Raw genomic sequence first — 25,665 nt, 5'->3', positions numbered from 1 at the left:
TCAGCGGCCGAGGTACTTCGGCGGCTGCTTCGCGAGGAAGGCCTGGACGGCGATGGCGTGGTCCTCGGAGGCTCCGGCGCGGGTCTGGACGACGTCCTCGCGCTCCAGCGCCTCGGCGAGGGAGTGGGTGGCCCCGTACGCCAGGGACTCCTTGAGGGCCGCGTAGGCGACCGTGGGGCCGGACGCCAGCGCGCGGGCCACGGCCTCGGCCTCGGCGTGCAGGGAGTCCGAGGGGACCAGGCGGTTGACGATGCCGAGTTCGTACGCCTCCTGGGCCTTCACCGAGCGCGGGAAGAGCAGCAGGTCCGAGGCGCGGGAGGCGCCGATCAGACGGGGCAGGGTCCACGAGACCCCGGAGTCGGCGGTCAGCGCCACCCCGGCGAACGAGGTGTTGAAGGACGCGGTGTCGGCGACGACCCGGAAGTCCGCCGCCAGCGCGAAACCGAAGCCCGCTCCGGCCGCGACGCCGTTCACCCCGGCCACCACGGGCTTCGGCATCTCCGTGAGCGCCCGGACGATCGGGTTGTAGTGCTCGGAGACCGTGTTCATCGTGAGCGAGGTCCCGGTCTCGCGGTCCGACGACAGGTTCCCGACGTGCTCCTTGAGGTCCTGGCCCACGCAGAAGGCCCGGTTACCGGCCGCCGTGAGCAGGACGGCCCGTACCGCGGTGTCCGCGGCCGCCGCCTGGACCGCGTCGCGCAGCGCGACCTTGGCCTCGGTGTTCATGGCGTTCATCGCGTCCGGGCGGTTGATCGTGATGGTCGCGAGTCCGTCGTTCACTTCGTAGAGCACGCTGTCGGCCATGGGAGGGGTACCCCTTCGTCGCGGAATGGTTACCAGCCGGTACCGGCCGGTGCAAGGGTCAGCATGGCGGACCGGAGCGCACGCGCACATGTGATGTGCGTCAAAGAAAGCGCACGCGGTTCGCGGGGTGCGGCGGCGAAGTATCGCAGGCGGGTCCCCGAAATGAGTGGTTTTGGCCGAGCGAGTTGCCCAACCGTTCACGGGCGATGTTGGTCATCGGGTCCTGACATGCGGGATAATGGCTTGGAAGCAATGTGTTCGATGCCGGGTACTAGGCGCCTGAATGGGGCCGTCGGCTGACGATGAGCTGGTTTCAGGAAGGGGAACGAGCATGGCGGCCATGAAGCCGCGGACGGGCGACGGCCCGCTCGAGGTCACCAAGGAGGGGCGGGGCATCGTCATGCGCGTACCGCTCGAGGGCGGCGGTCGGCTTGTCGTCGAGCTGACGCCGGACGAGGCGGACGCCCTGGGTGACGCCCTGAAGAAGGTCGTCGGCTGAATCGTCGGCACCATCTGCGTTCTGCATTCCCTGCGCTGCCCCGACCGCGATCTGCGGCCGGGGCAGCGTTGTGTCGTCCTCCAGGCCGCCCCATCCCCTTCCGGAGCCACGCCGTGACGTTCTCCCCGCCCGCGCCGCCCGCCTTCGCCGACTGCACGCCGCGTCAGAAGGCGGCCCGGGTCCTCTCCGACGTCCTGGCGCCGGCGAACCTGGTGGCCGCCCTCCTCCTGCTGATCGGCTGGCACAGCACCACCTCGTGGTCCGGCCTCGGCTGGGGGCTGCTCGCCGCGCTGTTCTGCGGTGCGGTCCCGATCGGGATCATCGTGCTCGGGGTCCGCCGCGGGGCGCTGACCGACCAGCACATCCGCGTACGGCGCCAGCGCGTGGTCCCGATGGCCCTGAGCCTGGTCTCCGTCTGCGCAGGGATCACCCTGCTGTACGCGCTCGACGCCCCCGAGGACGTCTTCGCGCTCGTCGTGGCGATGCTCGTCGGCCTCGTGTCGTCCCTGCTGGTCACCATCGGCTGGCAGATATCCATCCACATGTCGGTGGCCGGCGGCTCCGTGATGATCCTGGCGCTCGTCTTCGGTCCGTCCGTGCTTCCCGCGGCGCTGATCGCCGCCGCCGTCGGGTGGTCGCGACTGGCCCTGCGGGCGCACACGGCCGCCCAACTGCTCGCCGGCGCCGCCCTGGGCGGTACGGCGGCGCTCACCTTCTCCCTGTTGCGCTGAGACGCGCGTACGGGGTGCGCGGGGGCGGGCGGGGGATGCGGCGCGGGGCTCAGCGCCGCACGGCGCACAGCAGCCCGTCGCCCACCGGGAGCAGGGCGGCCTCCAGCGCGGGGCTCTCCCGGACGCTGCGCAGCAGTTCGCGGACGCGCAGCACCTCCACCGGCTGGGCCGCGGAGTCGACCGTACGGCCTTCGGAGAAGACTCCCTCGAAGCACACCAGCCCGCCGGGGCGCAGCAGGCGCAACGATTCAGCAAGGTAGTCGAGGGATTCGGCCGGGTCGCCGTCGCAGAAGACGAGGTCGTACCCGCCGTCGGCGAGGCGGGGGAGCACGTCGAGTGCGCGGCCGGGGATGAACCGCGCGCGGTTGCCCGCGAAGCCCGCGGCGCGGAAGGCCTGGCGGGCGAAGGCCTGCCGGTCCGCTTCGGGATCGACCGTGGTCAGCACCCCGTCGGGGCGCATTCCGTGGAGCAGGTGGATGCCGGAGACGCCGGTTCCGGTACCGATCTCGGCGACCGCCTTGGCGTCCGCGGTGGCTGCCAGCAGGCGCAGCGCGGCCCCGGTGCCGGGAGAGACGGAGCGCAGGCCCGCTTCCCTGGACCGGTCGCGGGCCCATCGCAGAGCGTCGTCCTCGGCGACAAACGCGTCGGCGAACGCCCAGCTCGTCTGCCGGTTGCCGGTAATGACCCTCTCCTGTCCCCATAGTTGGCGCAACGGTGACTGTATCCGTTGACGTCGGGAACCCGCAGATGGGACCGGGCGTTGTGAAGGGTGTGGGCGGGATAAGAAGGGACGGTGCCGGGCAGATCGGCAGTCCAGGACCGCTCCGCGGCTTAAGACTCGCGTAAAGATACTGCAAAAATGCTTATCCGGAGCTGACAGAGGGGGTGGCTATGGTAGGGACTCCACTGGACACCACCAGAGCCGACAGGGGAGGTGCGGCTGCGCCTGGGGATCGTGGGGGCGTGTTCAGACGCCTCTTCTGGTCGGCGGGTGAGCCGAAATCCGTGACCGACATTGCTGACAGCTTCCACACCGCCGCCGCAACCACCGCGACCTTTGCCGCCGATGCGGGCTCCCAGGCGTGGACCCCTCCCTCATGGGAGGAGATCGTCAGCACGCACAGTGCGCGGGTCTACCGCCTTGCCTACCGGCTGACGGGTAACCAGCACGATGCCGAGGACCTGACCCAAGAGGTCTTCGTCCGCGTCTTCCGCTCGCTGTCCACGTACACGCCCGGCACGTTCGAGGGCTGGCTGCACCGCATCACCACGAACCTGTTCCTGGACATGGTCCGCCGCAAGCAGCGGATCCGCTTCGACGCGCTCGCCGACGACGCCGCCGAGCGGCTGCCCAGCCGCGAGCCGTCCCCGCAGCAGGTCCTGCACGACACGCACTTCGACGCAGACGTCCAGCAGGCGCTGGACACCCTCGCGCCCGAGTTCCGCGCGGCCGTGGTGCTGTGCGACATCGAAGGCCTGTCGTACGAGGAGATCGCCGCCACGCTCGGCGTGAAGCTCGGTACCGTGCGCAGCCGTATCCACCGGGGCCGTTCGCACCTGCGCAAGGCGCTCAAGCACCGCTCTCCCGCGGCCCGCGCCGAGCAGCGCGCGCTGGCCGGAGCGGCCGTGGGTGCGCCGGGCGCCGGGAGAGAGGGCGGAGCCGAGTGAGCGGAGTCAGTCCGTCCCCCGCCGAACAGCACCTGGGTGACCGGCTCGCCGCCCTGGTGGACGGCGAGCTGACGCACGACGTGCGCGAGCGGGTCCTGGCCCACCTGGCCACCTGCGCCAAGTGCAAGGCCGAGGCCGATGCCCAGCGCCGCCTGAAGACCATGTTCGTGGAGAGCGCGCCGCCGCCGCTGTCCGCCGGGTTGCTGGCCCGGCTGCAAGGGCTGCCGGGTGGCGGCCTCGACGGGCCGTCGGGACCGTCCGGCTCCGCGGGTCAGGACGGCAGCTCCGGTCTCCCGGGCCGCTCCGGCAACGACCCGCTCGCCTCGTTCGCGTACGCGCTGCCGACGTCCGCCGGGCCGCGCCAGGAAGGCTTCCGGATCCACGAGGTGGGCCGTCCGCGCCGCCGGTTCGCCTTCGTCGCCGCCGGGGCCGTGTCGCTGGCCGCGATCGCGCTGGGCGGCGCGATGCCTCTGGAAGGAGCGGACCCGAACCTGCGGGGTACGACGCACCCGGCCGGGCCCTCACCCGTGTCCAGGCCCGGCCCCGCCGTGTCCGTGGCCGACGCGTCCGTCCGCGACCGGCCGCCCACGCCCGCCGGGGTACCGCTCCTCCTGTCCACCGCCGCGACCCCGCTCCCGCCGCTCCACCCCTCCGCGCAGAGCTCGGCCCGCCCGGTCTCGCTGCTGCGCTGACGGGGGACCTGGTTGAATCTGCGGCACATGCGGATAGGTACGCGGGGAGCGCCCATGGCCGACAGGCAGCAGACCGATCCGGCTCCACAGTGGTGGAGCCGGCCCGACGGCACGACGGACGCGCGCCGCGAAGGGGTCCCCTCCCCGCGGCCCGAAAGCGCGACCGACGGCGAAGCCCAGGACGAAGTCCGGCCCGCGCCCCAGGACGAGGCCCAGGACGAGGCCCAGGGCGAGGCCCAGGGCGAGGCCCGGGCCGACGCGCAGGCGGCGGTCCGCGCGGTGCGTTACGACCCCTGGGGCGACCAGCCGTTGCACGCCGTGGACCGGGGCAGGCGTGGCCCCGGCTTCCGGCTGTGGCAGGTCGCGGCCCTCGCCGCGGCTACCGCCCTGCTGGCCGGCGGGATCGGTGGGTACCTCGGCGTGCTCGCCGAGCGGCAGAGCAGCACCCGCCTGGAACTGCCCCAGGCGGCCGTCGCCGACAAGGGCCGCGCACCGGAGAGCGTCGCGGGCATCGCGGCCACGGCGCTCCCCGGCGTGGTCACCCTGCACGTGCGGGGCGCGTCGAGCAGCGGCACCGGCACCGGCTTCGTACTCGACCAGCAGGGCCACATCCTGACCAACAACCACGTGGTCGCCGACGCCAAGGAGATAGCGGTCACCTTCAGCACCGGCGAGAGCGTCACCGCCGAGCTGGTGGGCCGCGACTCCGGGTACGACCTGGCCGTGGTCAAGGTCAGCGGGGTGCGGGGGCTCCAGCCGCTGAGCCTCGGGAACTCCGAGAACGTGAAGGTCGGCGACCCGGTGGTGGCCATCGGGGCCCCGTTCGACCTGTCCAACACCGTCACCGCCGGCATCATCAGCGCCACCGGCCGGCCGGTCACCGCCGGCGGCGACAAGGGTGACGGCAGCGACATCAGCTACGTGGACGCCCTCCAGACCGACGCGCCCATCAACCCCGGGAACTCCGGCGGCCCCCTCCTCGACGCCAAGGCCCACGTGGTCGGCATCAACAGCGCGATCCGGGGCGCCGACAAGGACGATCCCGCGCGGCAGGGCGGCTCCATCGGGCTCGGTTTCGCCATTCCGATCAACCAGGGCAAGCGCGTCGCCGAGGAGCTCATCCGCACCGGCCGCGCCACGCACCCCGTCATCGGGGTCACCCTGGACATGCAGTACACGGGTGACGGCGCCCGGGTCGGGGACAAGGGCGAGGACGGCAAGCCGGCCGTGACCGCCGGCGGCCCGGCCGCGCGCGCCGGAGTCAAGGCCGGCGACGTGATCACCAAGGTCGACGGCCAGCGCGTGCGCGGCGGTGACGAGCTGATCATCAAGATCAGGGCCCATCGTCCGGGCGACCCGCTGACCCTCACCGTGCTCCGCGAGGGCCGCGAGCGGACGCTCGAAGTCGTCCTCGGATCCGCAAACGGCTCTTAGGAGCACTGGGGTACCGTGTGTCCGGGCCCGCAGTGAAGAGAGCCGAGGAGCGGCAAGGTGTTCAACGACATAGGCGCACTCGAACTCGTCACGATCGTGGTGCTCGCCATTCTCGTCTTCGGCCCGGACAAACTGCCCAAGGTCATTCAGGACGTGACGGGCGTCATCCGGAAGATCCGTGCGTTCTCGGACAGTGCCAAGCAGGACATCCGCTCCGAACTCGGCCCGGAATTCAAGGACTTCGAGTTCGAGGACCTGAATCCGAAGACCTATCTGCGCAAGCAGCTGACCGAGAACGAGGACCTCAAGGAGCTCCGCAGCAGCTTCGATCTCCGCAAGGAGCTGAACGACGTCACCGACGCCGTCAACAGCAAGGAGACCGACCTCCCGTCGGCCGCCACGCCCGCCGACGGCACCGGTCCCGATCTGCTGAAGAAGCCCGCCGCGCCCGCCTCCGACCAGCGCGCCCGGTTCGACGCCGACGCCACCTGACACGCGACCTGCCCGGCGATCGCGGGTCGGATGGCTATCCTCCATGAGTCCGGATCCAGGACGCCCGCGGGGGGCGGGCCGTTCCGGACCCCACGGAACGAGAGGCCGCTCAGATGGAGACGACGAGCAGTAGTCGGGTAGGGGCGCAGACCGCCGAGACGCCCGCCCACGCCGCCGCACCCGCGCAGGAACCGCAGACCACCACGCAGCCGCAGGAGGCCGCCGCTCCCGTCCCGGCAGCCCGCCGGACGGCCGAGGGGTTCCTGGCGGCCGACTTCCCCTGGTACGGGCTGGACGAGGCCTTCACCGGCCCCCGCTGGCTCATGCAGGTCGGCACCGGGGCCGACGGCACCGTCGAGCACGGGTCCACCGGCCACGGCGACGAGCCGTCTGCCCGCGGCGAGATCGCCACCGGTGAGAAGGAGCGCTTCGCGGTGGTCGTCACCGTCGCGAGCAACCCGGTCCGGCGCAGCGGCGACGGCACCGGCACCCTGGAGGCCACCTCGGTCTCCTCGGCGGCCTGGCTGGCCGGGTCGGGGCTGCTGGCCTACAGCTGGCCCGGGCAGATGGACCACTCGCTGCGCAGCGACTGGCTCGACCAGCAGACCGAGGCCGCGTGGGAACTCGCGGACGATCTCGCGGGGCCGGACTGGTCGACGCTGTCGCTGCCGGTGGACGGGGAGCCGACGCCGTTCCACTACCGCGAGTCGGAGTTCGGCTGGGTGCTCGCCGGGTCCACCAGCAGCGGGGTGCACCTCGGTGCGTACGGCCGGGGCATGAGCGCGTACGGCCTCGGCTTCTCGGTCATCGGCGACCTGGCGGCGTACGAGTAGCAGCCGCGCGGGCAACGCGAAGGGGCGCCGCTCGACGAGCGGCGCCCCTTCGCGTACGCGGACGGGAATCAGAACTTGTTGCGCGGCGTGATGCCCAGCGACATGCCCGACAGGCCGCGCGCGCGGCCGCCCAGCTTGCCCGCGATCGCCCGCAGGGCCGCGCCCGCCGGGGAGTCCGGGTCGGACAGCACGACGGGCTTGCCCTCGTCGCCGCCCTCGCGCAGCCGGACGTCGATCGGGATCGAGCCCAGCACCGGCACCGTCGCGCCGACCGTCTTCGTCAGCCCGTCGGCGACCTTCTGGCCACCGCCCGAGCCGAAGACGTCCACCATCTCGTCGCAGTGCGGGCACGGCAGGCCCGACATGTTCTCGACGACGCCGACGATCTTCTGGTGGGTCTGCACGGCGATCGAGCCGGCCCGCTCCGCGACCTCGGCCGCCGCCTGCTGCGGGGTGGTCACGACCAGGATCTCCGCGTTCGGCACCAGCTGGGCCACGGAGATCGCGATGTCGCCCGTACCCGGCGGCAGGTCCAGCAGCAGCACGTCCAGGTCGCCCCAGAACACGTCCGCCAGGAACTGCTGGAGGGCCCGGTGCAGCATCGGCCCGCGCCACACCACCGGCGCGTTGCCCGGGGTGAACATGCCGATGGAGATGACCTTCACGCCGTTCGCGGACGGCGGCATGATCATGTTCTCGACCTGGGTGGGGCGGCCGTCCACACCGAGCATGCGCGGCACGCTGTGGCCGTAGATGTCCGCGTCGACCACGCCGACCTTCAGGCCGTCCGCCGCCATCGCCGCAGCCAGGTTGACCGTGACCGAGGACTTGCCTACGCCGCCCTTGCCGGACGCGACCGCGTACACCCGGGTCAGCGAGCCCGGCTTGGCGAAGGGCACCTCGCGCTCGGCGGTCCCGCCGCGCAGGCTGTTCGCCAGCTCCTTGCGCTGCTCGTCGCTCATCACGTCGAGGGAGACCGCGACCGAGGTGACGCCCGCGACCCGCTCGACGGCCTCGGTGACGTTCTTGGTGATGGTCTCGCGCATGGGGCAGCCCGACACCGTCAGGTAGACGGTGACGGCGACCGCGCCGCCGTCGCCGATCTCCACCGATTTCACCATGCCGAGCTCGGTGATCGGCCGGTGGATCTCGGGGTCGTTCACCGTCGCCAGCGCATCGAGGATCTCGTCCTGCTCAGGCACTGCGGCGGCGTCGGCGGAGGTTGTGTCGGTAGCCATGCCCCGATGGTACGGCTCGGTAGCACGGCTCAGGTAAGCCCGTCAGCGGTCGCCTTCGTCACGTTCCTGCGGGAATAGCCGCCGCTCGTCCATCTCCTTGATCAGGTCCTGGAACTCGGACCTGATCCAGTCACGCGTGGCGACCTCGCCCAGACCCATCCGCAGGGCCGCGATCTCCCGCGTCAGGTACTCGGTGTCGGCGATGGAGCGCTCGTTCTGCTTGCGGTCCTGCTCCAGGTTGACCCGGTCCCGGTCGTCCTGCCGGTTCTGCGCGAGCAGGATCAGCGGAGCGGCGTACGAGGCCTGCAGCGACAGCATCAGCGTCAGGAAGATGAACGGGTACGGGTCGAACCGCAGGTCGTCCGGCGCGAAGATGTTCCACAGCACCCAGACGATGATGACGACCGTCATCCAGACGATGAACCGGCCCGTGCCGAGGAACCGCGCCACCCGCTCCGACAGCCGCCCGAACGCCTCCGGGTCGTACTCCGGCAGCAGCCGCCGGCGCGCCGGGCGCGGCAGATCCAGCCGGGCCCGCGAACGCGTCAGCGCGCTCGAACCCGTCGACTGGCCGAACTGACCGGCCTTCGCCCGCTCACCGCGCTCGAAGGAGGAACGTTCAACCCGCTCCGCGGCAGCCTCCGCCAGCCCGTCCGCGCGCGCCTGCCGACGAGCCTGCTCGCGCCGCTCCCGGATCTGTTCGCGCCGCCGATCACGCGACTGATCGCCGCGCCCCCGTTCAGTGGCCACCCACGACCTCCTCCGAGTGGAAGTCCGTCTCGCGCCAGTCGTCCGGCAGCAGGTGGTCCAGTACGTCGTCCACCGTCACCGCGCCCAGCAGCGAACCGCTCTCGTCGACCACCGGCACGGCCACCATGTTGTACGCGGCCAGGTAGCTGGTCACCACCGGCAGCGAGGCGTCCGGCCGCAGCGGCGCCAAGCCCGTGTCCACGATCGAGCTGACCAGCGTGAACGGCGGATCCCGCAGCAGCCGCTGGAAGTGCACCGTGCCCAGGTACTTGCCCGTCGGCGTCTCGTCCGGCGGCCGGCACACGTACACCTGCGCCGCCAGCGCCGGCGACAGGTCCGCCTGCCGTACGCGGGCCAGCGCGTCCGCGACCGTCGCGTCCGGCCGCAGCACGATCGGCTCGGTGGTCATCAGACCGCCCGCCGTCCGCTCCTCGTAGGACATCAGGCGCCGCACGTCGGCCGCGTCGTCCGGCTGCATCAGGGTGAGCAGCCGCTCCTTGTCGTCCTCCGGCAGCTCGGACAGCAGGTCGGCCGCGTCGTCCGGGTCCATCGCCTCCAGGACGTCGGCGGCGCGCTCCTCCTTCAGCTTGCCGAGGATCTCCACCTGCTCGTCCTCCGGCAGCTCCTCCATGACGTCCGCGAGCCGGTCGTCGTCGAGGGCGTTGGCCACCTCGGCGCGGCGCTTCGGCGACAGGTGGTGCAGTACGTTCGCCACGTCGGCCGGGCGCATCTGCTCGAAGGTCGCGACCAGGTTCTCGGCGCCCTGCCCGTGCTCCTCCAGCGAGAAGCCGGTGACGGCGGACCACTCCACGGTCAGGGTCTCGCCGCGGCGGCGCAGCGCGCCCCCCTTGCCCTTCCGTACGAAGATCTTGTCGATCTCCCAGTCCCGGCGGGCCGGCAGCTGTTGGATGGCCACGTCCAGGACGGTGACCTCCTCGCCGGTCGCGGTCAGCGTCACCCGGCGGTCCAGCAGCTCACCGAGGACCAGCCGCTCGGTGGGGCGCTGCTCGAAGCGCCGCATGTTGACGACACCGGTGGTGATGACCTGCCCGGACTCCACGCCGGTGACCCGGGTCATCGGCAGGAAGATCCGGCGCCTGCTGACCACCTCGACCACCAGGCCCAGCAGCCGCGGCGGGCGTCCGCCGACGCGCAGCATCGCCACGAGGTCGCGGACCCGGCCGACCTGGTCGCCGTTGGGGTCGAAGACGGGCACACCCGACAGATGCGAGACGAAGATCCGCGGGGCGCCTGCAGCCATCCGAGCGCCTCCTAGAGCGTCAATCAACAGTCCTGCCGACCCTCAGGCTAGCCCGTGCCCGCGGCAAGCGTCCTGGTGGGGCGGTCCGCCCGGGGTCCCTGCGGGGCCGGTGGCCGTAAGCCCACGGGCGGGTAGCAGGCTTTACGCGGCCGCCGCTACCTCGACGCCTTGGCCGACAGCGGCCGGCATCAGCAGGAAAGGTACGCTGCCTGCTGCTCGAAGAGAACCGACGAGAGGCACCCGCACGTGACCGCCTACTTCCCTGCCGCGCGGCTGCGCCGGGCCGCCTTCATCGGTGTGTTGTGCGCGGGCCTCGCCGTAACAGGTACGGGCTGCGGGGACGATCCCGACAAGGGGACGAACGGGATCGGCAAGCTGCCCGCCGACAAGATCGAGGCGAAGGCGAAGGCGGCCGCCGGCGAAGCGGACTCGGTGCACCTGTCCGGCACGCTGGTGAGCGGCGGCAAATCGTTCAGCCTCGACATGCGGCTGAAGTCGGACGGCGGCTCGGGTGAGGTGAAGTCCCAGGACGACACCTTCCAGGTGCTTCGGGTGGGGGAGCAGCTGTACCTGAAGGCGAGCGCGGCGTTCTGGGGCAAGTCCGACTCGGCGGGCAAGCTCGGCGACAAGTACGTGAAGGTGCCCGAGGGCGACCCCTCGTACAAGCAGTTCCGCGGCTTCACCGACATGCACGTGCTGCTGGACGGGCTGATGGGGCTTCAGGGCAAGCTCGCCAAGGGGTCCTACACCAAGGTCGGGCACACCCGAGCGGTCCAGGTGACGGCGGACGCGGGCAAGGGGGGCAAGCTCTCGGTGTCCCTGGAGGGGACCCCGTACCCGCTGCTGATGGAGCGCGCCGGGGGCGCCGGCCGGGTGGAGCTCGCGGAGTGGGGCAAGCCCTTCCCGCTCGCCGCGCCCGCGCAGGACCAGACCGTCGACTACGGGTCCCAGCTGCCGACGACCAAGGACGGCGAGACCAAGGGCACGGAGAGCACCAAGGGCTCCGGCCAGGGCTCCAACCCCACCAAGCCGTAGGCCGCGTCTAGGGGGTGTCTGACGGATCAGGGCCGGGCCCGGCTCGCCCGGCACCGCGGCTTGCCGCGTTGTCGTCGGTCGCCGACGTCCCCCAGCTACCGCTGGGAGGTGCCCCCACCGCGTCGACTCCCTCCTCCGCCTTGCAATCCACGGCACCAGCCGACCCGGGCTGTCCGACCCTGATCCGTCAGACACCCCCTAGCGGGCGGCCTTCTTCCGCTTCACCAGCAGCTTCGGCAGGCCCGCCGGGATGGGCCTGCGCGTGATCGCCGGCGAGGCCAGCGGGGCCGCGGCCAGCGAGCCGCCCGGCAGAGTGGACACCGCTTCCGGCTCCAGGCGCAGCAGCCGGCACTCCCGCGCCCACCGCTCGGTCATCTCTTCCGAGTCGGGTGCGTTCAGCCGCTTGCCCTTGAGCTCGGCGACGGCCGCCTTCCACTCCTCACCGCGCGGCGGGAGCTCCCGTACCGTCGCCGTCCAGGCCACCAGCCGCCCGCCCTTGTCCTTGCTCCGCACGGTCACCTCGGCGGCCGCGCCGTCGGCCAGCCCCGGGAACGGCTGCTCGCCGGGCCCGTCGCCCAGTACGTGGGCCGCGCCGTCCACCCAGGCGTGCCACAGGGCGCGGTCGTCCCCGGCGCCGCGGACCCAGATCAGGCCGGACTTCTTGGTGGCCTCCTCGACGAGGGCCAGGTCGAGCGTGCTGAGAGTCATGCGGACAGGGTAGGGGGTGCTTCCCGTGGTACTACAGCCAGCCGTGGCGGCGCAGTGCGCGGTGGATGGTGAAGCAGATGCCGACGATCGAGGCCATCACCATCGGGTAGCCGTACTTCCACTGGAGCTCCGGCATGTGCTCGAAGTTCATCCCGTACACCCCGCAGATCATCGTGGGCACGGCGATGATCGCCGCCCAGGAGGTGATCTTGCGCATGTCCTCGTTCTGGGCGACCGTCGCCTGCGCGAGGTTCGCCTGGAGGATCGAGTTCAGCAGCTCGTCGAAGCCCACGACCTGCTCGTGCACCCGCGCCAGGTGGTCGGCGACGTCGCGGAAGTACTTCTGGATGTCGGGGTCCACCAGCCGCATCGGGCGCTCGCTCAGGAGCTCCATCGGTCGCAGCAGCGGCGAGACCGCCCGCTTGAACTCCAGTACCTCGCGCTTGAGCTGGTAGATGCGGCCCGCGTCACCGCCGCGCGTACCGCCCTTCGCGGGCGCGGCGAAGACCTCGCTCTCCACCTCGTCGATGTCGTCCTGCACGGCCGCCGCGACCGCGATGTACCCGTCGACTACGTGGTCGGCGATGGAGTGCAGCACGGCCGAGGGACCCTTGGAGAGGAGGTCCGGGTCGTCCTGGAGGCGGTGGCGCAGCCCCTTGAGGGAGCCCTGACCGCCGTGCCGGACGGTGATGACGAAGTCGGGGCCTGTGAAGCACATCACCTCGCCGGTCTCCACCACCTCGCTGGTGGAGGTCAGTTCGGCGTGCTCGACGTAGTGGATCGTCTTGAAGACGGTGAAGAGCGTGTCGTCGTAGCGCTCCAGCTTCGGCCGCTGGTGCGCGTGCACCGCGTCCTCCACGGCCAGCGGGTGCAGGCCGAAGGTCGCCGCGATCCCCGCGAACTCCGCCTCGGTCGGCTCGTGCAGGCCGATCCAGGCGAAGCCGCCGTCCTCGCGGACCCGGCGGATCGCCTCACGGGGCGTCAGGCAGGCCGGCCCCAGCACGCGCCGGCCCTCGCGGTACACGGCGCAGTCGACCACGGCGCTGCTCGCGGACGGGTCGCGGGTGGTGTCGTATCCGGGCTGGGCCGGGCTGGACTTGCGCAGTGCCGGGCGGACGGCGGCACGGATGTAGGGCAGCATCGACATGGCAGGCTCCTTCGCGCGCACGGCTGCGGACCGCACGGGTGGGAGGCCTTCCGTGAGCGCGGGCGGGCAGGCCCGGCGGACGGAAGGAAACAGGACGGGAGGACAAAGTTCTGCCGTCGCTCTTCTACTGATCAGAAGATCAAAGGGGGCGGGAGGCGCCCGTCACAGAAGTGGAAGAGCGATTGGTACTGCACGATCGACTTCGATCCACCGCAGCCCCACCTCCTCCGGCCGGTCCCCCGTGAGAGACGTCCTGTCGTCCAGGCCTTGAAACAACGCGTCTGCGTGCGGCCCGAACCAGCTGTCAACACTATCAGCCGACGGATGGTCAAGACCCGCCCTTTACCCGGCTGATACGAGTTCTATGCTCACTTCATGGCAGAAATTCTGGCCCTCGTTGAGGCTCGGCTCCGCACCGCGTTCGGCGTACCCGACGCACGCGCCGCCGTCACCTTCCTGGGCACCGACCGCATCGAGGTACTCCGCTTCACCGAGGGCGACCTGGTGCGGTACGCGACCCTCGGGATGTCCGCACACCCGATGACCGACCCGACCGCCGTGGTCGCGGACCCCGTACGCGGGCCGCGCGCCGAGCTGGTCCTGACCGTACGGGGCGGACTCGCGCCCACCGACAAACTGCTCAGGCCGCTCGCGGTACTGGCCGCCTCGCCGCAGGTGGAGGGGCTGATCGTGGCCCCCGGCGCCTCGCTGGACGTGGGCGAACCGCTCTGGGACGGGGCCGCCTTCAGCTCCGTCCTGGTCGCGGAGCCGGGGGGTCTGGTGGAGGACCTGGAACTGGACGAGCCCATGGACCCGGTGCGGTTCCTGCCGCTCCTGCCCATGACGGCGAACGAGGCCGCCTGGAAGAGGGTGCACGGCGCGGCCGCCCTCCAGGAACGCTGGCTCGCGCGCGGCACGGATCTGCGGGATCCTCTGCGTACCGCAGTCGCACTGGACTGAGCCCGGACGGGTGATCGCGTCTTGACGGCGCGCCGGGCGGGGAGGAGCGTGGCTTCTTATGAGGGGCGAACCAAGTTGCCCGAAGTGCGGTGGCCGGGTCAGGGCGCCCGGTCTCTTCTCCGACACCTGGCAGTGCACGGTGCACGGCACTGTCCACCCCCTGCAACCCGTGATCCCGCCCAGCGTCGAGGGCTTGGGCGTGGTCGTCCACCGCACGCAGGTACCGGTGTGGATGCCGTGGCCCCTTCCGGTGGGGTGGCTGTTCACCGGGGTGGCGTCCGCCGGGGACGACCGCAGTGGGGGACGGGCGACCGCGGTGGCCTGCTCGGGTCCCGGTCCGCTGGGCGGCATCGGCGAGCTGCTGCTGGTCGCCGAGGAGCTGGGCGTGGGGCTCGGAGCGCGGTTCGCGGGCATCGACGGACCGGACCCGGGCACCTGCATCGACGTATCGGCGCCGCCGCACGCCAAGGTGGTCGCGGCCGGCCGGCCGACACCGCTGTGGCACGTCAAGGGAAGCCCCGACGACCGGGCCGTCTTCGCGGGCGAGGCGCGGGGCCTGTGGCTCTGGGCGATCGTCTGGCCGGAGCAGTCCGGCCTCCTGATGTACGACGAGCTCGTCCTCACCGACCTCCGCGACGCGGGAGCGGAGGTCGAGCTCCTTCCGTGCGGGGCCCTGAGCCCGCGCATCCTGGGCCCGACCTAGGAGGACCTCCGGCCCGGTTATCCTGGAGTGCCCCCCATCCGTACGTACGACCCATGGAGCCCGGCTGTGCGCATCGACCTGCACGCCCACTCCACGGCTTCCGACGGTACGGACACCCCCGCCGAGCTGGTGCGCAATGCCGCCGCCGCGGGGCTGGACGTGGTCGCGCTGACCGACCACGACACCGTGGGCGGATACGCCGGGGCCCTCGCCGCGCTTCCCGCCGGGCTGACCCTGGTGACCGGGGCCGAGCTGTCCTGCCGGCTGGACGGGGTCGGGCTGCACATGCTCGCCTACCTCTTCGACCCCGAGGAGCCCGAGCTCGCCCGTGAGCGGGAGCTCGTACGGGACGACCGCACGCCCCGCGCCCAGACCATGGTCGGCAAGCTGCGGGCGCTCGGCGTGGACGTCACCTGGGAACAGGTGGCCCGGATCGCCGGCGAGGGTTCCGTGGGGCGGCCGCACATCGCGACCGCGCTCGTCGAGCTGGGTGTCGTACCCACCGTCTCGGACGCCTTCACGCCCGACTGGCTCGCCGACGGCGGCCGCGCGTACGCCGAGAAGCACGAACTCGACCCCTTCGACGCCATCCGCCTGGTCAAGGCGGCCGGCGGCGTCACCGTCTTCGCCCACCCCGCGGCCGTCAAGCGCGGCGAGTGCGTGCCCGAGTCCGTGATAGCCGAGCTGGCGGCGGCGGGCCTGGACGGCATCGAGGTGGACCACATGGACCACGACACCGCCACCCGAGCGCGTCTGCGCGGCCTGGCGGCGGACCTCGGACTGCTGACCACCGGGTCCAGCGACTACCACGGCAGCCGCAAGACCTGTCGCCTCGGGGACTACACCACCGATCCCGAGATCTACGGCGAGATCACGCGCCGCGCGACCGGGGCCTTCCCCGTGCCCGGCGCCGGCGGAGGCGTCCGCGCGTAAGCGCCGCTCCGCCCTTCCCGCTTTTCTTCACACCCCTTACTGCAAGGCATCTCTGTGTTCGACTTCGCCGTCTTCGGATCCCTTTTTCTCACCCTTTTTGTGATTATGGACCCGCCGGGGATCACGCCGATCTTCCTCGCCCTGACCTCCGGCCGCCCCGTCAAGGTGCAGCGCCGGATGGCCTGGCAGGCGGTCTGCGTGGCCTTCGGCGTCATCGCCGTCTTCGGGGTCTGCGGCCAGCAGATCCTGGACTACCTGCACGTCTCCGTCCCGGCCCTGATGATCGCCGGTGGTCTGCTGCTCCTGCTCATCGCGCTCGACCTGCTCACCGGCAAGACCGACGAGCCGAAGCAGACCAAGGACGTGAACGTCGCCCTCGTCCCGCTGGGCATGCCGCTGCTGGCCGGGCCCGGCGCGATCGTGTCCGTGATCCTGGCCGTGCAGAAGGCGGACGGGGTCAGCGGGCAGGTTGCCGTCTGGTCCGCGATCATCGCCATGCACGTGGTCCTGTGGATCACGATGCGCTACTCGCTCGTGATCATCCGGGTCATCAAGGACGGCGGCGTGGTCCTCGTGACGCGGCTCGCCGGCATGATGCTCTCGGCGATCGCCGTCCAGCAGATCATCAACGGCGTGCTCAAGGTCGTCCAGGGCGGCTGACCGCACGGCTCAGGACGCGAGAACGCCCCCGCACCGGCATGGTGTGGGGGCGTCGACGTGTGTGCGGTGTGTGCAGCGTCAGCAGGACGCCGTCTCGGCCGGTCGGATCAGAATGCGCTGGCCGACTGCGGCGGCCTGCTGCACGATCCGGTTGACGGAGGCCGCGTCCACGACGGTGCTGTCCACGGCGGACCCGTCGACGTCGTCCAGGCGCAGAATCTCGAAGCGCACGGGGCTTCTCCCTTCGTCGGTGTATCTCCTTGCAGAGGGTTCAACGAAGTGTAAGAAGCAAACATTCCCTACGCTAAGGAAATTTTTTCCCTAGCTAACGACTGCTGCGGGCCTACCGGTCGCAGGAGTCCCAGAACGCGGCCAGCGCATCAGCTGTGACCTGCGGATTCTCCGCATTGGGGGAGTGCTCGGCCCCCTCGACGACCACACGCGAAGCGCCCAAGCGGTCCGCCATGTCATCCATGAGCGGCACCGGCCACGCGTAGTCCACCGCTCCGGACAGCACCAGCTTGGGGAGCGGGACGGCCGCCAGCTCCGCGACCCGGTCCGGCTCCGAGAGCAGCACCCGGCCGGTCGTGATCAACTGCTCGGGCACGGTGGCCAGCCACCGCCCGCGCAGGAAGGCCGCCAGCTCGGGGGAGTCGGGGACCGCGTCCTCCGGGTCCTGCGCGCGCATCGCCGCCCACACCGCCGGCATGCTCTGAGCGGGCGCCGTCTCGCGCAGTGCCTCCAGCGCGGCCACCAGCAGCTTGGTGCGCGCCTGCTGCTCCTCCGAGATCGCGGCGGGCCCGCTGCTCATCAGCGTCAGCGAGGCGAAGGGCGCCGGATCGCGCAGCACGGCCGCGCGCGAGATCAGCCCGCCGAGCGAGTGGCCGACCAGGTGCAGAGGGCCCTCGCCCAGCGCGTGGGCCTGCGCGAGGACGTCCAGCGCCAGCTCCTCCAGGGCGTACGCCGACTCCTCGCGCGGCCCCGGGGTCTCGTACTGGCCGCGCCCGTCCACCGCGACCACCCGGTACCCGGCGGCGGCCAGCGGCTCCAGGAGGGCGATGAAGTCCTCCTTGCTCCCCGTGAAACCGGGGACCAGCAGAGCGGTGCCACGGGTGGCCCCGCCCGCCTCGTGCACGGCGAAATCGCCACGGGCGGTCGAGAGACGGCGGGCGCGGGCGGCGGACGGCAGGGTGAGGCGCGGCGGCTTGCTCATGGCCCGAGGTTACCGGCCCGTACGAAGCGCTCTCGCGGGGGTACGCCGATGGCCCGGCCCCTCGGAAAGGGGCCGGGCCATCGGGCCGTGCTTACGCCTCGGGCGCGGCCGCGGCCTTGCGGGTGCGGGTGCGCTTCGGCTTGGCCGGAGCGTCCTCGGCCGCCGCGGCGGCGGCCGGAGCCTCCGGGGCGACTTCCGCGACCTTGCGGGTCCGGGTGGTGCGGCGGGTCTTGACCGGCTCCACGGGCGGAGCCATCTGGAAGTCCGGCTCCGGGTCGGCTGCGACGACCCTGCGCGGGCGCACGGCGCGGCGGGGCTTCTCCGGGGCTTCCTCGACCGGGGCGACCGGGGCGACCGGGGCGACCTCCGCGACCTTGCGGGTCCGGGTGCGCTTCGGCTTCGCCGGAGCCTCCTCGGCCCCCGCGGCCGGAGCCTCGACGACGGCCGCCTCGGCGACCGCGGCGACGGCCTTGCGGGTGCGGGTGCGCTTCGGCTTGACCGGAGCCTCCGGAGCGGCCTCGGCGACCGCGACGGCCACCGGGGCCTCGGCGACCGGAGTCACCGGGGCGGCCTCGGCCACCGCGGCGGCGGGGGCCGGGACGATCGCGGCACCGGCGGACACGCGGGTCCGGCGGCGGCGCGGCCTGCGCGGCTCGTCGGCGGCCGGAGCCTGCGCAGCCTCGTCCACGACGGGCGTGACGGCGGCGGCGGGCTCGGCGCCCAGCTCGGTCCCGCCCCGCGTACGGCGGCGCTGACGCGGCGTACGGGTGCGGGCCGGACGCTCCTCGGTCACCACGGCGGCCGCGGCCGGGCCGGAGCGGCCGCCACGGCCACCACGGCCGCCGGTCTCGCCCAGGTCCTCCAGGTCCTCGGCCTTCAGGCCGGCCCGCGTGCGCTCGGCGCGGGGCAGGACGCCCTTGGTGCCGGCCGGGATGTTCATCTCCTCGAACAGGTGCGGGGACGTGGAGTACGTCTCGACCGGGTCGTGGAAGTCCAGCTCCAGCGCCTTGTTGATCAGCTGCCAGCGCGGGATGTCGTCCCAGTCGACCAGGGTGACGGCGATGCCCTTGTTGCCCGCGCGGCCGGTGCGGCCCACACGGTGCAGGAAGGTCTTCTCGTCCTCCGGCGTCTGGTAGTTGATGACGTGGGTGACACCCTCGACATCGATACCGCGAGCGGCGACGTCGGTGCACACCAGCACGTCGACCTTGCCGTTGCGGAACGCGCGCAGCGCCTGCTCACGCGCACCCTGGCCCAGGTCGCCGTGGACGGCGCCGGACGCGAAACCGCGCTTCTCCAGCTGCTCGGCGATGTCGGCCGCCGTGCGCTTGGTACGGCAGAAGATCATGGCCAGGCCACGGCCCTCGGCCTGCAGGATGCGGGAGACCAGCTCCGGCTTGTCCATGTTGTGCGCACGGAAGACGTGCTGCTTGATGTTGGCGACCGTCACGCCCTCGCCCTCGGGCGAGGTGGCGCGGATGTGCGTCGGCTGCGTCATGTACCGGCGGGCCAGGCCGATGACCGCGCCCGGCATGGTCGCCGAGAACAGCATGGTCTGACGCTTCGGCGGCAGGTAGTTGATGATCTTCTCGACGTCGGGCAGGAAGCCCAGGTCGAGCATCTCGTCGGCCTCGTCCAGGACCAGGGCCCGGACGTGCGAGAGGTCGAGCTTCTTCTGGCCCGCCAGGTCGAGCAGGCGGCCCGGGGTGCCGACGATGATGTCGACGCCCTTCTTGAGCGCCTCGACCTGGGGCTCGTACGCGCGGCCGCCGTATATGGCGAGCACGCGGACGTTGCGGACCTTGCCGGCGGTCAGGAGGTCGTTGGTGACCTGGGTGCACAGCTCGCGGGTGGGAACCACCACGAGGGCCTGCGGGGCGTCGGTCAGCTGCTCGGGCTTGGCCCGGCCCGCCTCGACGTCCGCGGGGACGGTGACCCGCTCCAGCAGCGGAAGGCCGAAACCGAGCGTCTTGCCGGTTCCGGTCTTGGCCTGGCCGATGACGTCCGTGCCGGAAAGGGCGACGGGGAGGGTCATCTCCTGGATCGGGAAGGGGGACACGATGCCGACGGCCTCAAGGGCCTCGGCCGTCTCGGGATAGATCCCGAGGTCTCGGAACGTAATCAGGGTGCTGCCTCTTCTGTGAGACGCGGCGCGAGGCGGCGAGGGGGGTCGTACCGTGCCGGGCTTGCAGTACTACGACGTACATACGAAGCTGCGCGGGACCACTAAGCCTTCGCTCAAGCGCTTGTGCCGCTGAGGGGGCCCCTCAAGGGTGGCGGCACATGAACGCACGCACCACGCAGAGGGCGGGTCGGTTGGAGCCGATCGGGCCACCGACCGGGCATCCTCATTCGGATGCGCCGCCGAGTATCCGGCAGGCGCATTACCACTGTACCCCGGAATCGCGCAGCTGTGTCGGGCGAATTCACCGGCCCGGCGCGTTTACGTGGACGGACGGTGTGGCTGTGTGGTGGCGTAGGGCGTCTGCCGGACGGCTATTGTGCGGAGCATGTCGACCGTTGAAAACGCCTCGCCCGCCGACGACGGCGCCCCCGCCGAAGCCTCCGGCATCGCCGCCCAGGACTGGGCGACCGCCTCTGCCTCGCCGCAGTACCGGGCCGCCGTCGTGGACCTGCTCGGCGCGCTCGCGTACGGCGAGCTCGCGGCCTTCGAGCGCCTCGCGGAGGACGCGAAGCTCGCGCCCACCCTCGACGACAAGGCCGAGCTCGCCGCCATGGCCTCCGCCGAGTTCCACCACTTCGAGCAGCTGCGCGACCGGCTCGCGGCGATCGACGCCGAGCCCACCGCAGCCATGCAGCCCTTCGCCAAGGGCGTGGACGACTTCCACCGCCAGACCGCGCCGTCGGACTGGCTGGAGGGCCTGGTCAAGGCGTACGTGGGCGACTCGATCGCCAGTGACTTCTACCGCGAGGTGGCCAGCCACCTGGACACCGACACCCGCGCCCTCGTGCTCGGCGTGCTCGACGACACCGGCCACGGCAACTTCGCAGTGGAGAAGGTGCGCGCGGCCATCGAGGCGGACCCGCGCTGCGGCGGCCGCCTCGCGCTGTGGGCACGCCGGCTGATGGGCGAGGCCCTCTCGCAGGCCCAGCGCGTGGTAGCCGAGCGCGACGCGCTGTCCACCATGCTGGTCGGCGGCGTCGACGGCATGGCCGCGGGCTTCGACCTCGCCGCCGTCGGCGAGATGTTCACCCGGATCACCAAGGCGCACACCAAGCGGATGGCTGCCCTCGGCCTCGCCGCTTAGGCGCCCCTCCCTCCCTGCGTACGCCGGCCCCGGCGCGGAATCCTCCGCGCCGGGGCCGACGTACGTGAACGGTCGGGAATCGGGATCAGGGGCCGGGTTCAGGGGTCACGGTCAGCCTCGCGACGGGAGTGAAAACGGAGTCCTGTGCGGGCGCCTGCGGGGCCCGGCGGCCGGCCGGAGGAGCAGGGACAGGACCACGGCCGACACCAGCACGGCCCCGACGAAGGTCGCGGTCAGCGTGTTGTGCCCCGGGCCGAGCGCGAAGTGCGTCAGATAGGCCCCGAAGAGCGCCCCGAGCACCCCGCTGAACAGCACCACTCTCCGGTCGGGCAGCCGGCTGGCGAGCACCCGGGCGGCCGTCGCGGACAGGGCGAGGCCCAGCAGAGCCGAGCCGAACGTCTCCATCAGCAGCATGGGGTCCCTCCCACACGTCGCGGCATACCGAATCACTGCGGTCCTACCCGAAGCGGAGGAAAGGGAAACGGCCCGGCGGTTTCAACCACCAGGCCGTTTCACACAGTTCTCGGCACGTCACGTGCCGCCGCGTCAGAGCGCGCCGAAACCGACCTTGCGCGCACTCGGCTCGCCCAGGTCGACGTACGACAGGCGGTCGGACGGCACCAGGACCTTGCGGCCCTTGGTGTCGGTGAGGCTGAGCAGCGGCGCCTTACCGGACAGCGCGGCGGCGACGATGGTCTCCAGCTCCTCGGCGCTCAGGTCGCTCTCCAGCACGATCTCCCGGGGTGCGTGCTGCACGCCGATCTTGACCTCCACGGCTTTGTCCCTCCGACGATCCGGTTCGCGCGATCAGCCGCGCCGTACGCGGTCCACATTAGCCCGGAGAGGGGACGCGGACCGCGCAGAGCGGACACGCTCGCAGCGAACAGAAGCTCAGCCCTCGCTGCCGTGCAGCGGGAATCCGGCGATACCGCGCCACGCGAGCGAGGTCAGCAGGCCGACCGCCGTGTCCCGGGCGACCGGGCTCTCGCTCGACAGCCAGTACCGGGCCACCACCTGCGAGACCCCGCCCAGGCCCACGGCCAGCAGCATCGACTCGTCCTTCGACAGGCCCGTGTCCTCGGCGATGACGTCGGAGATGGCCTCCGCGCACTGGAGCGAGACCCGGTCGACGCGCTCGCGCACCGCCGGCTCGTTCGTCAGGTCGGACTCGAAGACCAGCCGGAACGCGCCGCCCTCGTCCTCCACGTACGCGAAGTACGCGTCCATCGTGGCGGCCACGCGCAGCTTGTTGTCGGTCGTCGATGCGAGCGCGGTGCGCACGGCGAGCAGCAGGGCCTCGCAGTGCTGGTCCAGCAGCGCCAGGTAGAGGTCGAGCTTGCCGGGGAAGTGCTGGTACAGCACCGGCTTGCTCACTCCGGCCCGCTCGGCGATGTCGTCCATGGCCGCGGCGTGGTAACCCTGCGCGACGAAAACCTCCTGCGCCGCGCCCAGGAGCTGATTGCGCCGGGCTCGGCGCGGCAGTCGCGTGCCCCGCGGACGCGCTGCCTCGGTCTGCTCGATGGCTGTCACGCCGCCTCCCACTTTCTCTAAGAACACAGTGCCCCATGCGCCGCGCCGCCATCGTACTTTTCGGTAACCGAATCTGGTGGGTTCAAGCCGACTTTTCTCGCGGTACGGACCGGTCGGATGCGCTGGTCAGCGGTAGTCGTCGTCGTCCAGTGGCACCACCCGAGCCTGCTCGACCGCGTCGCCGTCGGTGGCCTCGCCGCGCTCCACACCGGTGACCCGGTCATCGTCCTCCGACGGCCCCACCTCGGTCAGCTGTTCCGCCAGGTCCGCCTCCGGGGCCTCGGGGTCGATGGATTCGGGAAACGGCTCCCGGAAGGTGTCCGGCTCCGCAGGGTCGACAGTCATACCACTCCCCTCGCTTCCTTCTTCACCTATGAGCCTAGGAGGAACGCGGATACCCCGCTATGCGGATCCGCATGCGTCTGTGACGGCGAACACAAGAAGTGGAGTGTGATCGTCTCGTAACATTGCCCGCATGTCTTCGACCGAGCTGCCCGGCGTACGGTCCACCGCCGAGCCGGCCTCCCTGGCGGGAGCCGTCCGAGTGGCCGACGGAGAGCAGCTGCGCACCGTCGCGCTGCCCGGGCTGGAACTGGCGGTCCGGGTGCGCCCGCCCGTGCGCACGGATCTGCCGCCCGCACTGTTCGTCCACGGACTCGGCGGTTCCTCGCAGAACTGGTCGGAGCTCATGGCGCGGCTGGCGGACACCGTCGACGGCGAGGCCCTGGACCTGCCCGGCTTCGGCTGGTCCCCGCCGCCCGCCGACCGGGACTACTCCGTCACCGCGTTCGCCCGCGTGGTCATCCGGCACCTCGACGCCGCCGGGCGCGGACCGGTCCACCTGATCGCGAACTCCCTCGGTGGCGCCGTCTCCACCCGGGTCGCGGCCGTCCGGCCCGACCTCGTGCGCACGCTGACCCTGGTCTCGCCCGCCCTGCCCGAGCTGCGGGTGCAGCGGGCCGCCGTGCCGACCGCACTGCTCGCCGTACCCGGGATGGGCGCGCTGCTGGGGCGCCTCGCGCAGGGGCTGACCGCCGAACAGCGCACCCGAGGAGTGACGGAGCTCTGCTACGGGGACCCCGCACGGGTGACACCGGAGGGCTTCCGCGACGCCGTGGAGGAGATGGAGCGGCGGATGGCCCTGCCGTACTTCTGGGAGTCCCTGAGCCGCTCCTCGCGCGGCATCGTCGACGCCTACACCCTCGGCGGGCAGCACGGGCTGTGGCGGCAGGCGCAGCGGGTGCTCGCGCCGACGCTGCTCGTCTACGGCGGCAGGGACCAGTTGGTCTCGTACCGTATGGCGCACAAGGCCGCCGCCGCCTTCCGGGGTTCGCGGCTGCTGTGTCTGCCCGAGGCCGGGCACGTGGCGATGATGGAATACCCCGAGGTGGTGGCCGCCGCCTTCCGCGAGCTGCTCCTGGACACCGAAGACGGCAGAGGCTGAGAACCGTGGGACGACATAGTCGCAAGGACCCCGCCCCGGCTCCCGCCCCTGCCCCGGCCAGACCGGCGCCGGTGTACGAGGAACCGGTGGCGTACGAGCAGCCGTTCCCGTACGAGGACCCCGTCCCGTACGAGAACCCCTCCCAGTACGAGAACCCCTCCCCGTACCGGGGCACCGTCCCGTACGAGGAACCGCACGCCGGGCGGTGGCCCCAGCCCACCGTCACCCACCAGGGGTACGTGCCCCAGGAGCGGCCCGTTCCCGGCGGCCACCCCGAGCAGCACGAGCCCGGCGGCGCCTGGGGCGCTTCGTCCGGCGCCGTGTACGGGGACTGGCGCGGTATCCCGCGGGCCCGGACCGCGACCGCCCTGCTCGACACCGGCACCCAGGCGTACGACACCCCCGCCGGGGGCTTCCCGCAGGTCGTCCTGACGGAGCCCGCGCCGATGCCCGCGCCGGCTCCGATGCCCGTGCCCGAACCCGCCCCGGACCCCGTCACCTCCACCGGCTCGCACCGCCGCGTGCCCGGGCCCCGCAAGCCGGCCGACGCCCCGGCGGAGCAGCCCGGCCCCGGCCCCGGCCGCAGCCGCAAGGTCCGCGCGTACACCGGCGCGGCCGCCGTGGCCGTCACCGCCGTCGTGGCCGTCGTCGTCGCGGGCCAGGTGCTGCAACACGGCGAGACCGCCCAGCACGGCAAGCTCACCGCCGGCGGCGACAGCCGGGCCGACGCCCCCACCTCCCGTTCCGACGGCCGCCCGACGCCGGACGCCGCCGCGGCCGCTCCCGCTCCCGCGGTGGAGCTGACGTTCGAGCAGAAGATGGCCCAGCAGCTGCCGATCGACGAGAAGCTCGCCGGTCCCGGCACCTTCGACACCGTGCCCGGTGTGGCCAAGGCCCCCGGCAAGGGCAAGGTCGTGCGCTACCGGGTCGACGTGGAGCAGGGCCTGGGCCTGGACCCGCAGCTGTTCGCCGAGGCCGTGCACCGTACCCTCAACGACGACCGGAGCTGGGGCCACGGCGGCGCGAAGACCTTCGAGCGGGTGCCGGGCGGTGAGGCCGATTTCGTGATCACCCTGGCCAGTCCCGGGACCACCGGGACGTGGTGCGCCAAATCCGGGCTGGACACCACCATCGACAACGTCTCGTGCGACTCGGCGTCCACCGACCGGGTGATGATCAACGCGTTCCGCTGGGCCCAGGGTTCGGCCACGTACGGCCCGGACCAGATGTTCGCCTATCGCCAGATGCTCATCAACCACGAGGTCGGCCACCGGCTCGGACACGGCCACGTGAGCTGCCGCACTCCCGGCGCGCTCGCGCCGATCATGCAGCAGCAGACCAAGTCCCTCGACATCGACGGGATCCAGTGCAAGCCCAATCCCTGGGTGTTTCCGGGGAGTTGACCCGGCGCTGGCCATCCCCGCCGGACTCCGGTCCTTCCGCCGAACGCCGTGCGCCGCGGCGGAAGATCTTCGTGTACGGCACCCCTTCCTAGCGTGCTCGAACGCGAACCGTACGGGAAAGTTACGACTCTTCACCCCTTCCGGTGGCGGGGGGGGGGGGGCGGGGGGGGGGGGCCCCGGCGGACAGCGACGGACACTAAGTGTATAAGTGGCGGTGGCGGACCAACACCAACTCCCACAACAAGAACACCAACCACA

At 71.8% G+C, this 25,665-nt stretch carries 29 protein-coding genes; 15 read left to right on the top strand and 14 right to left on the bottom strand.

Features of this window, described 5'->3' with window-relative positions; translation table 11 throughout:
* The gene (locus ACFYOB_RS31510) at positions 1-804 is read right to left on the bottom strand and encodes an enoyl-CoA hydratase/isomerase family protein (protein WP_388565641.1); all 804 of its coding nucleotides are present in this window, start codon (positions 802-804) and stop codon (positions 1-3) included.
* Between the two features lie 331 nt (positions 805-1,135).
* Here ACFYOB_RS31510 and ACFYOB_RS31505 point away from each other — a divergent pair, with 331 nt between their 5' ends.
* Both ACFYOB_RS31505 and ACFYOB_RS31500 read left to right on the top strand, forming a co-directional pair.
* Positions 1,136-1,303, top strand: a complete 168-nt coding sequence (locus ACFYOB_RS31505) for a DUF3117 domain-containing protein (protein WP_003966491.1) — start codon at positions 1,136-1,138, stop codon at positions 1,301-1,303.
* A gap of 113 nt (positions 1,304-1,416) precedes the next feature.
* Positions 1,417-2,034 carry a hypothetical protein gene (locus ACFYOB_RS31500; RefSeq protein WP_388565638.1) on the top strand — a complete coding sequence of 206 codons (618 nt, stop codon included), beginning with the start codon at positions 1,417-1,419 and terminating at the stop codon, positions 2,032-2,034.
* 49 nt (positions 2,035-2,083) lie between these two features.
* On the opposite strand, the gene ACFYOB_RS31495 is transcribed toward ACFYOB_RS31500, so the two are convergent.
* A complete protein-coding gene (locus ACFYOB_RS31495; protein WP_388565636.1) occupies positions 2,084-2,746 on the bottom strand; it encodes an O-methyltransferase in 663 nt (220 codons plus the stop codon).
* 179 nt (positions 2,747-2,925) lie between these two features.
* Here ACFYOB_RS31495 and sigE point away from each other — a divergent pair, with 179 nt between their 5' ends.
* From sigE to ACFYOB_RS31470, 5 genes are all read left to right on the top strand, one after another.
* Entirely contained in the window at positions 2,926-3,702 is a 777-nt protein-coding gene (gene sigE / locus ACFYOB_RS31490) for an RNA polymerase sigma factor SigE (RefSeq protein ID WP_388565633.1), read from the top strand.
* Positions 3,699-4,394: a zf-HC2 domain-containing protein gene (locus ACFYOB_RS31485; RefSeq protein ID WP_388565631.1), complete on the top strand. Its 696-nt coding sequence runs from the start codon at positions 3,699-3,701 to the stop codon at positions 4,392-4,394. Before sigE ends, ACFYOB_RS31485 begins: the two co-directional genes overlap by 4 nt.
* A gap of 54 nt (positions 4,395-4,448) precedes the next feature.
* A complete protein-coding gene (locus tag ACFYOB_RS31480) occupies positions 4,449-5,828 on the top strand; it encodes a S1C family serine protease (protein WP_388565628.1) in 1,380 nt (459 codons plus the stop codon).
* 57 nt (positions 5,829-5,885) lie between these two features.
* Positions 5,886-6,320 carry a sec-independent translocase gene (locus tag ACFYOB_RS31475; protein WP_388565626.1) on the top strand — a complete coding sequence of 145 codons (435 nt, stop codon included), beginning with the start codon at positions 5,886-5,888 and terminating at the stop codon, positions 6,318-6,320.
* A 113-nt stretch (positions 6,321-6,433) separates the two neighbouring features.
* Complete coding sequence (locus ACFYOB_RS31470; RefSeq protein ID WP_388565623.1) at positions 6,434-7,153, top strand: hypothetical protein; 720 nt, start codon at positions 6,434-6,436, stop codon at positions 7,151-7,153.
* Between the two features lie 68 nt (positions 7,154-7,221).
* Here ACFYOB_RS31470 and ACFYOB_RS31465 read toward each other — a convergent pair whose 3' ends face one another.
* The 3 genes from ACFYOB_RS31465 to ACFYOB_RS31455 all read right to left on the bottom strand — a co-directional run bounded on the left by ACFYOB_RS31465 (position 7,222) and on the right by ACFYOB_RS31455 (position 10,402).
* Positions 7,222-8,337, bottom strand: a complete 1,116-nt coding sequence (locus tag ACFYOB_RS31465) for an Mrp/NBP35 family ATP-binding protein (protein WP_388565887.1) — start codon at positions 8,335-8,337, stop codon at positions 7,222-7,224.
* A 96-nt stretch (positions 8,338-8,433) separates the two neighbouring features.
* Positions 8,434-8,940: a DUF1003 domain-containing protein gene (locus ACFYOB_RS31460; protein WP_388565884.1), complete on the bottom strand. Its 507-nt coding sequence runs from the start codon at positions 8,938-8,940 to the stop codon at positions 8,434-8,436.
* Positions 8,941-9,130: 190 nt separating this feature from the next.
* Positions 9,131-10,402 carry a magnesium transporter MgtE N-terminal domain-containing protein gene (locus tag ACFYOB_RS31455; protein WP_376679390.1) on the bottom strand — a complete coding sequence of 424 codons (1,272 nt, stop codon included), beginning with the start codon at positions 10,400-10,402 and terminating at the stop codon, positions 9,131-9,133.
* A gap of 246 nt (positions 10,403-10,648) precedes the next feature.
* Between ACFYOB_RS31455 and ACFYOB_RS31450 the strand changes: the two genes are divergently transcribed.
* Positions 10,649-11,437, top strand: coding sequence for a hypothetical protein (locus ACFYOB_RS31450; protein WP_388565620.1), 789 nt, complete (start codon positions 10,649-10,651; stop codon positions 11,435-11,437).
* A gap of 198 nt (positions 11,438-11,635) precedes the next feature.
* On the opposite strand, the gene ACFYOB_RS31445 is transcribed toward ACFYOB_RS31450, so the two are convergent.
* Together ACFYOB_RS31445 and ACFYOB_RS31440 are read right to left on the bottom strand one after the other, a co-directional pair.
* Complete coding sequence (locus tag ACFYOB_RS31445; protein WP_388565617.1) at positions 11,636-12,145, bottom strand: hypothetical protein; 510 nt, start codon at positions 12,143-12,145, stop codon at positions 11,636-11,638.
* 31 nt (positions 12,146-12,176) lie between these two features.
* Positions 12,177-13,292 carry a magnesium and cobalt transport protein CorA gene (locus ACFYOB_RS31440; protein WP_328927502.1) on the bottom strand — a complete coding sequence of 372 codons (1,116 nt, stop codon included), beginning with the start codon at positions 13,290-13,292 and terminating at the stop codon, positions 12,177-12,179.
* A 375-nt stretch (positions 13,293-13,667) separates the two neighbouring features.
* Between ACFYOB_RS31440 and ACFYOB_RS31435 the strand changes: the two genes are divergently transcribed.
* The 4 genes from ACFYOB_RS31435 to ACFYOB_RS31420 all read left to right on the top strand — a co-directional run bounded on the left by ACFYOB_RS31435 (position 13,668) and on the right by ACFYOB_RS31420 (position 16,548).
* Positions 13,668-14,252: a suppressor of fused domain protein gene (locus ACFYOB_RS31435; protein ID WP_328927503.1), complete on the top strand. Its 585-nt coding sequence runs from the start codon at positions 13,668-13,670 to the stop codon at positions 14,250-14,252.
* Positions 14,253-14,310: 58 nt separating this feature from the next.
* Positions 14,311-14,955, top strand: coding sequence for a DUF6758 family protein (locus ACFYOB_RS31430; RefSeq protein WP_388565614.1), 645 nt, complete (start codon positions 14,311-14,313; stop codon positions 14,953-14,955).
* A gap of 66 nt (positions 14,956-15,021) precedes the next feature.
* Complete coding sequence (locus ACFYOB_RS31425) at positions 15,022-15,888, top strand: PHP domain-containing protein (protein WP_388565612.1); 867 nt, start codon at positions 15,022-15,024, stop codon at positions 15,886-15,888.
* 54 nt (positions 15,889-15,942) lie between these two features.
* Positions 15,943-16,548: a MarC family protein gene (locus ACFYOB_RS31420; RefSeq protein WP_388565610.1), complete on the top strand. Its 606-nt coding sequence runs from the start codon at positions 15,943-15,945 to the stop codon at positions 16,546-16,548.
* 78 nt (positions 16,549-16,626) lie between these two features.
* Here the strand turns inward: ACFYOB_RS31420 and ACFYOB_RS31415 are convergent, their stop codons facing one another.
* The 3 genes from ACFYOB_RS31415 to ACFYOB_RS31405 all read right to left on the bottom strand — a co-directional run bounded on the left by ACFYOB_RS31415 (position 16,627) and on the right by ACFYOB_RS31405 (position 19,820).
* Positions 16,627-16,779, bottom strand: a complete 153-nt coding sequence (locus ACFYOB_RS31415; protein ID WP_215149874.1) for a hypothetical protein — start codon at positions 16,777-16,779, stop codon at positions 16,627-16,629.
* Positions 16,780-16,891: 112 nt separating this feature from the next.
* Positions 16,892-17,761 (bottom strand): alpha/beta fold hydrolase, encoded by an 870-nt coding sequence (locus ACFYOB_RS31410; RefSeq protein ID WP_388565608.1) that lies wholly within the window; start codon positions 17,759-17,761, stop codon positions 16,892-16,894.
* A gap of 91 nt (positions 17,762-17,852) precedes the next feature.
* The gene (locus ACFYOB_RS31405; protein WP_388565607.1) at positions 17,853-19,820 is read right to left on the bottom strand and encodes a DEAD/DEAH box helicase; all 1,968 of its coding nucleotides are present in this window, start codon (positions 19,818-19,820) and stop codon (positions 17,853-17,855) included.
* Positions 19,821-20,271: 451 nt separating this feature from the next.
* On the opposite strand from ACFYOB_RS31405, the gene ACFYOB_RS31400 reads away from it, so the two are divergent.
* A complete protein-coding gene (locus ACFYOB_RS31400; protein ID WP_328927509.1) occupies positions 20,272-21,030 on the top strand; it encodes a ferritin-like fold-containing protein in 759 nt (252 codons plus the stop codon).
* A gap of 111 nt (positions 21,031-21,141) precedes the next feature.
* Here ACFYOB_RS31400 and ACFYOB_RS31395 read toward each other — a convergent pair whose 3' ends face one another.
* The 4 genes from ACFYOB_RS31395 to ACFYOB_RS31380 form a co-directional block, all read right to left on the bottom strand.
* On the bottom strand, positions 21,142-21,444 hold the full coding sequence (locus tag ACFYOB_RS31395; protein ID WP_388565606.1) for a hypothetical protein: 303 nt from the start codon (positions 21,442-21,444) through the stop codon (positions 21,142-21,144).
* 132 nt (positions 21,445-21,576) lie between these two features.
* Entirely contained in the window at positions 21,577-21,804 is a 228-nt protein-coding gene (locus ACFYOB_RS31390) for a DUF3107 domain-containing protein (protein WP_388565605.1), read from the bottom strand.
* Positions 21,805-21,921: 117 nt separating this feature from the next.
* Entirely contained in the window at positions 21,922-22,560 is a 639-nt protein-coding gene (locus ACFYOB_RS31385; protein WP_215011841.1) for a TetR/AcrR family transcriptional regulator, read from the bottom strand.
* 126 nt (positions 22,561-22,686) lie between these two features.
* A complete protein-coding gene (locus ACFYOB_RS31380; protein ID WP_388565603.1) occupies positions 22,687-22,905 on the bottom strand; it encodes a hypothetical protein in 219 nt (72 codons plus the stop codon).
* A gap of 130 nt (positions 22,906-23,035) precedes the next feature.
* On the opposite strand from ACFYOB_RS31380, the gene ACFYOB_RS31375 reads away from it, so the two are divergent.
* Both ACFYOB_RS31375 and ACFYOB_RS31370 read left to right on the top strand, forming a co-directional pair.
* Complete coding sequence (locus ACFYOB_RS31375) at positions 23,036-24,004, top strand: alpha/beta fold hydrolase (protein WP_388565601.1); 969 nt, start codon at positions 23,036-23,038, stop codon at positions 24,002-24,004.
* 5 nt (positions 24,005-24,009) lie between these two features.
* Positions 24,010-25,407: a DUF3152 domain-containing protein gene (locus ACFYOB_RS31370; RefSeq protein WP_388565599.1), complete on the top strand. Its 1,398-nt coding sequence runs from the start codon at positions 24,010-24,012 to the stop codon at positions 25,405-25,407.
* Positions 25,408-25,665: the final 258 nt, after the last annotated feature.

It is taken from the genome of Streptomyces sp. NPDC006463, assembly GCF_042870715.1.
Classification (GTDB): Bacteria; Actinomycetota; Actinomycetes; order Streptomycetales; family Streptomycetaceae; genus Streptomyces.
Note: the sequence above shows the minus strand (reverse complement) of the source record. Positions and strands in the feature narration are given on the sequence as shown.